A 6,845-nucleotide genomic window follows, 5' to 3' on the forward strand; every position below is an offset into this window, starting at 1 on the left:
GAGCCAGTAAACAGATGGGTACACCTACAGGTGGGTACACTTTAGGAGCAATGTGGCATCAGGTTCAACGTGCTGTGGTGATGGACAACCAGCAACCCCTTCAAGACATTAACCTCATTTCTCCAGATGATTGGGCCAGTACCCCAGAGCCTGTCAAGCATCTGGTCAAGGTGCTAATGGCTGAAGACCGAGGGGCGATCGCAGACTGTTCCGCCAATGGTGCACACATCAAAGCGTTGCGAGCACAAATACAGCGAGAACAGACCCTCAACCGGGTTTTTCAATCCATCCGCAACTCCTTAGATTTAGACACCATTTTTGCCACCGCCGCCACCGAAATGGGCCAACTGCTTCCCCCCTTCGACTGCTGCATTGTCCGTTACATCCCCGATCAATTGATCTGGCACACGGTGGCGGCGTTTCACCACAGTTCAGAGCACCCTAGCACCACCGGCCTCAAAATCCCGGACGCCAACAATCCCTGCTCGGCCCAACTGCGACGGCAGCAGGTGGTGAGGATCAACGACACCCGTAGCCTCCAGGATCCGGTGAATCAATCCGTGGCCGAAATTACCCCTGGGGCCTGGCTACTGACCCCTCTGGTAGTGGATGGGCGCCTGTGGGGGTGTTTTTCGTTACTCTCTCCCCATCCCCTCACCTGGAGTGATGACCAGGTGGCCCTGGCCCAAGCAGTGGCCACTCAGTTGGAAGTCGCCATCTACCAGGCCAGCCTTTACCAGCGGCTGCACCAAGAACTCAACGAGCGTCGCCAGGTTGAAGCGGCCCTGTGGGAGAGCCAGAATCGCTTTCAGGCCATGGCCGCCAATGTGCCAGGGGCCATTTTTCGCTATGTGCTCAGGCCGGATGGCAGCGATGGCGTGTTGTACATGAGCCAGGGCTGCCTTGGCCTCTGGGAGGTGGAGGCTGACGCTGTCCTAAAGGATGCCAGCCTTTTGTGGCAGATGGTTCACCCTGATGACAGGCCAGGGATGCAGGATTCAGTCCTGGAGTCGGCCCGCACCCTAGAGCCATGGCACTTTGCCTGGCGGATTATCACCCCTGCGGGCCGCGAAAAATGGTTGGAGGCGGCTGGACAACCGACTCGCCACGCCAACGGCAATGTGGTGTGGGATACGTTGATTCTGGATGTCAGCGATCGCAAACAAGCCGAGTTACGCTTTCAAACCCTGGCCGCAAATACCCCTGGGGTAATCTACCAGTATGTGTTGCACCCCAATGGCACCGATACCATGACCTACGTCAGTCCTGGCTGCCGGGATGTGTGGGAACTATCCCCCCAGCAGATTATGGATGATGTAGAGGCGACCTGGCGGATGGTGGCCCTGGAGGACCTGCTCCCTTTACGGCAGTCTGTATTGGAATCGGCCCATACGCTCAACCTGTGGACCCAAGAGTGGAAAATTACCACCCCCTCAAAGCAGGTGCGGTGGTTACAGGGGACAGCTCGTCCCCACCGGCAGGCTAATGGGGATGTGGTTTGGGATGGCTTGATCCTCGATATCACCAAACAACAACTTGCCCTGGAACAGCGCCAACAAGCGGAAGCAGCCCTCATGGCTAGTGAACGGCGGCTCTCTACCTTAATTAGTAACCTGCCCGGTTTTGTGTATCGTTGCCAAAATAATTCAGACTATACCTCTGAATTTATTAGCCAGGGGGTGACGAGGGTGACAGGTTATACCCCAGATGAGTATCTCAGGGGCGATGTGTCCTACGGTCAGCACATTCACCCGGACGATCTACAGGCGGTTTGGGACTTGGCTCAAGCGGCGTTGCAAGCCCACCAGCCCTACGAATGTGAGTATCGGATCATTACCAAGGCTGGGGAAGAGCGGTGGGTGTGGGAACGAGGACAGGGAATTTATGCCGGTGATGGTAGCTTGCAGTGGCTGGAAGGGTTTATCACGGATATCAGTGATCGCAAGCAAGCCGAAGCGGCCATGCGAGACAGTGAAGCCCGCTACCGGCTACTGGCCGAAAATTCCAAAGATCTGGTTTGCTTACACCAGTTAGATGGTCAGTACCTGTACGTCAGCCCCTCCTGCCAGGCCCTGCTGGGATACCAATACACCGAGATGTGGCAGCAGTATCCAGGCCAGTTTATCCATTCCGAGGACCGCCCTCGAGTTTTAGAGGAATTAAAAGAAGCGGCCAATGGCGGCAAAACCGTGCCCATTACCTATCGCATGCGGCAAAGATCAGGCCGGTATCGCTGGTTTGAAACCCTGACGAAACCCATTCTGGATGGCGATGGGCAAATCATTCAAATTCAAACCACCTCGCGGGATGTGACCGAGCGGATTCAGGCCCAGGAGCAACTTCAGTACGATGCGCTGCACGATAGCTTGACTGGGCTGCCGAATCGCCATCTGCTGATGGATCGGCTGGACTTGGCCATCTGCCGGGCCCGGCGGCTGAACTGTTACGATTTTGCGGTCATTTTCCTGGACCTGGATCGATTTAAAGTAATCAACGATAGCCTGGGCCATCTAGCTGGGGACCAACTGCTGGTGACCATTGCCCAGCGTCTTCGGTCTGTGCTAAAGGAGCCCAACTTGGTGGCCCGGCTGGGGGGGGATGAGTTTGTAATTTTACTTGAGAATATCCAGGACTTTCTGCAAGTGGTACAAGTGACCGAACGCCTATTTGAAGCGTTGCGCTACACCTTCCGCCTGGATACCCGAGATGTTTATACCACCGCCAGTGCTGGAATTGTATTGGCTAGCCCAGATTACCGCGAGGCTGTCCACCTGCTGCGGGATGCTGACATCGCCATGTATCGGGCTAAAACTAAAGGCAAAGCCTGCTATGAAATCTTTGATGCCGCCATGCATGCCCAGGCCATGCATCGTTTGCACTTAGAGAACGACCTGCGCCGGGCGATCGATAACCAGGAATTTGTGCTGCACTATCAGCCAATTGTCACCCTGGATACTGGCCAACTGGCTGGGTTTGAGGCCCTGATTCGCTGGCAACACCCCCATGATGGGCTCAAGTCACCGGGAGAATTTATCGCGATCGCCGAAGAAATTGGCCTGATCTCCGCCATCGATTGCTGGGGCTTAGCCGCCGCCTGTCAACAGCTAGCCGATTGGCAGGCCGCTTTTCCCCAGTGGGCCGATTTAAAAATAAATGTCAACTTGTCTGCCCAAGACCTACAACGTCCCAACTTATTGGCTGAAATTGACCAGGTTCTAGCGCAAACTGGCCTCAGGGGTCAGAGTTTAACCCTGGAAATCACCGAAAGTATGCTGATCGAAGACATTGAAACCACCATCGATTTGCTCAGTCAACTGAAGCAGCGGGGCCTGCAAATCAGCATCGATGATTTCGGTACCGGCTATTCTTCCCTGAGCTATTTACACCGGCTGCCCGTCAACAGCTTGAAGGTGGATCGCTCTTTTGTGAATCAAATTCAAGATGATCACAAAAACCACCAGATCATCGAAACGATCATGGCCCTCAGCCGCCCCCTCAACCTCGATACCGTGGCTGAAGGGATCGAAACCCAACTCCAGGTTGATTGGCTACGCCGTCTGGGTTACGACCTGGGCCAGGGCTATTTCTTTAGTCGCCCCCTGACCGCTGAAGCGGCCACTGACCTATTGGCGCGATCGCTGACTTGGCCCATGATTATGGCCCGCTAATCAACCCTCCAGTCTCTGTCCCCTCATCCTTACCTACCATGCGTTTCAAATCCCGCCAGTCTAATACCCAAGTCCCCGAGGTCAACCTGGTGCCGATGATGGATGTGTTGATGACAGTCCTGACCTTTTTCATCATCATTTCCATGACCCTGACCGGGCAGCAGTTGGCGAATGTGCGGCTGCCCCAGGCAGTTTCTGGGGATGATGCCACCATAGCCCCAGACCTGGTGCAATTGGATACTCTGGTGGTCGGCCTCGATCGCGATGGCAACCTGTTGCTCGACAACCAGGTGATCAGCCTGAACCAACTCACCCAGCAAACCCGCGCCTACTTCGCCCAAAACCCCGAGGGTCAGCTGATCCTCAAAGCTGATCGCGACCTGGCCTATGCCCAAGTGGCTGGGCTATTAACAGACTTACGGGCGATCGGTGGCAATCGAGTCTCGCTGGCGGTAGAGTGAGTTTCCGGCTTTCTGCAACTTAAATAGTCTGCTAGAGCATCGGTTCAGTATGTCGAGATCCCAGGGTTCTTGGGCTGATTAGCCAGAAATTTTGGGATATCCGAGGGCAGAACCCTGGAATCTGAATCGGCGTTCCAGGGGTCTTTAGGGGCAGTTGATCCGCAGCTGCTGGCGCTCTTTGGCTAGGCTCCTGTAGCGACTGGCCCAGAAAGGTCCCCAGTATTCGCTAAACCAGTTGTCAGTTCGGTGGGTTGGCAAGCCCATATCTTGCATTAGTTGATCAATGTAGTGGCTGATATAGGCGCCGATGAAGTAGCCTTCGTGGCGGCGGGGAAAGACCGCTTGAGTCCATCGTCGAACCTTGGCAATCTCCCGTTCCATCTCAGTGCTGTCTGGCAGCTTTAATTCCCCCCTAAACCATTGAGACAGCCAGTGGGCAGAAATCTCTGCAGTGAGGGGGGTGTTACCGGATGCCGCGTATCCGATAAACCCTAAATTAGGCTCTTCGGGAGGTAGGATATGCCGATAAAGCTGAAACCACCCCTCTTTCTGGATCTTTTGAAGCAAATCGGCACTGAGGAACGAGATCCGCTGCTGCCAGCCGGTGGCAAAGATCACCCCATCTGCCTCAAGCTGCTCACCAGTGTCCAGTTGCACCGTGTCTGGCCCTGAGTAGGCAACGATTTGAGCCGATTTGATGTGGACCAGTCCCTGCTGCAGAACCCCGTAAAATTCTGCGCCAATGCCGTTATTTTCGAGCCCATCGGTGGCCGCGATGGCGGGCACCATCGCATCGGGAATGTGGCTCAATCGCTTGACCACGTAACTGACAGTCATCTTCCAGAGCCCAATCAGTGGTGTTGCCCCCCATCTCAAAGCCCTTTCAAGAGAGCTGGCACTGTGATAAGTCGGGAAAATTTGCTCAGAAAAGCGGTTAAACAGCACCCGATCAACTCGGATGTCGCTGAAGTATCGGGGTACCATCCAGTGGGGCTTTCGAAATACCAGGGTAGATGAGGCGGCCTCATGGGCGGCGAAGGTGGCACAGTCCAACGCCGATTTGCCCGCCCCCACGACGATGACGCGCTGGCCACGGATGATCTCGGGATGGCTGAGCTGACTGGAATGGAACACCCACCCCGCAAAGGTTTCCTGCCCCTGAAGCTGGGGAATATGGGGAACGGAGAAAACGCCATTACAGACCACTACCCAGTCAACGTCATGCACCTCAGGCGCGGCGGCGTCTTCCCCTGGCTGTACCTCTAGCCGGAAGCCGGGGTGGGATAGGGAAGATTCAGCCCTACGGCGGGCCACCGAGATCACCTCAGTCCCCAGGCGAATGTGGGGGGTAATGCCGAAATGCTCAGCATAGGCTTCGAGATAGGCCCGCACTTGTTCTGCTGTGGGGAACTCATCAGCCGTTTCCGGGTAGTCAAAATCAGAGAAGGCGTAGGTCTCACGGGGGTTGTTGGTACGCAGGCCAGGGTAAGCCCGCGATTTCGCCCAGACCCCGCCCATGGTTGACGCCTTTTCAAAGACGGTGACATCAAAGCCGTCTTGCTTCAGCACTTTGGCGCTGACCAGACCGGCAACACCGGCCCCGATCACGGCGACTCGTTGTTTAGAGGGGGTAGACATAACGGTACCTAGTAGTCTGTCAAGCTAGAAGTGACGGGTCAAAAGGTATGCGGTGCAAGGCTTACGGTAAACGGTACACGGCTTGCCTTAAACCGCTTACCGTGAACCGTGAACCCTAAGTCACATCTCCCGTCATTATTTTTTTGACTGAACACTAGTGTTCAGCGTCCTTTACCGGTAGCAGCAGTGCTCTTGACAGCTTTCCTGGACCCCAGCAAAAAGCGAGATAGGACCTCAGCATACAGGTCAGGGGCTGTATTCATGCCCTCATGGGCTTGCCCCGGTAGCGCTTCAACGGTGACGTTAGGGAGAACGGCAGCCAGGGCATCGGTGACGTAGAGGTCGCGGGGGCTCTCAGTGCCGATTTGAAGTTGCACTGGACATGACAAGTCACGAAAATTATTGGGATCGAACTCATAACGGCTGAGGGCACGGATCTCCGCCATGGTGGCTTTTGCATCGGCGACAATATGCGGCCAGAGCTGGGTGCGCTGCAGATGACTAAGTTCGTCTTCGGGCATGGCTATGACTTCGCGACAAAATGTTGTCACCAGTACGTCCCAATTTTCTGCTTGGGCTAGTTCTTCCAGACGGTTGAGGGTGTCTTTGCGGATAATGTGGGGCCAGGGGGGCTCGTAAAGTACCAGCTTGCGAATGGAGCCCGGTACCAACGCCGCCGCACCCAGTGCCACCTGGGCACCGTAAGAGTGGCCAAGGAGAAAGACAGGTTCATCGAGGGCTTCGATCAGCCCAGCCACATCCTGGCTTTCATCCTCTACACTGTGGCCCTGGGTGGCATCAGTTTCTCCCCGACCACGACGGGCGATCGCGTAGACCGTAAATTGCGCTTCAATCAGTGGTTTGATCAATTCCCAATTGGTTTTGTGGTTTGAGAAGCTACCGTGCACCAGCACCAAGGGAGGGCCACTGCCGTACTGGTCGTAGGAGACTTTGGTTTCAGAGGTGGTAGCTCCCGGTTCGCTCATTTTTGAGTGAGGTCGGCCAATTAGGTTAGATTTGGGCTATGGAAACTCCTCTAACCGTTATCACAGAACGGGTTGACGATATTCCCCTGCTG

4 protein-coding genes are annotated in these 6,845 nt (G+C 55.3%); 2 read left to right on the forward strand and 2 right to left on the reverse strand.

What is annotated here, in order from left to right; translation table 11 throughout:
- Nucleotides 1-50 precede the first annotated feature (50 nt).
- Both E1H13_RS21850 and E1H13_RS21855 read left to right on the forward strand, forming a co-directional pair.
- On the forward strand, nucleotides 51-3,668 hold the full coding sequence (locus E1H13_RS21850) for an EAL domain-containing protein (RefSeq protein ID WP_206070833.1): 3,618 nt from the start codon (nucleotides 51-53) through the stop codon (nucleotides 3,666-3,668).
- A gap of 38 nt (nucleotides 3,669-3,706) precedes the next feature.
- The gene (locus tag E1H13_RS21855; protein ID WP_169616667.1) at nucleotides 3,707-4,129 is read left to right on the forward strand and encodes a biopolymer transporter ExbD; all 423 of its coding nucleotides are present in this window, start codon (nucleotides 3,707-3,709) and stop codon (nucleotides 4,127-4,129) included.
- Nucleotides 4,130-4,273: 144 nt separating this feature from the next.
- Here the strand turns inward: E1H13_RS21855 and E1H13_RS21860 are convergent, their stop codons facing one another.
- Together E1H13_RS21860 and E1H13_RS21865 are read right to left on the reverse strand one after the other, a co-directional pair.
- Entirely contained in the window at nucleotides 4,274-5,767 is a 1,494-nt protein-coding gene (locus tag E1H13_RS21860) for an FAD-dependent oxidoreductase (protein ID WP_169616669.1), read from the reverse strand.
- A 161-nt stretch (nucleotides 5,768-5,928) separates the two neighbouring features.
- On the reverse strand, nucleotides 5,929-6,753 hold the full coding sequence (locus tag E1H13_RS21865; RefSeq protein ID WP_169616671.1) for an alpha/beta hydrolase: 825 nt from the start codon (nucleotides 6,751-6,753) through the stop codon (nucleotides 5,929-5,931).
- Between the last annotated feature and the right edge of the window lie 92 nt (nucleotides 6,754-6,845).

The sequence above is a fragment of the Nodosilinea sp. P-1105 genome (assembly GCF_012911975.1).
GTDB lineage: Bacteria > Cyanobacteriota > Cyanobacteriia > Phormidesmidales > Phormidesmidaceae > Nodosilinea.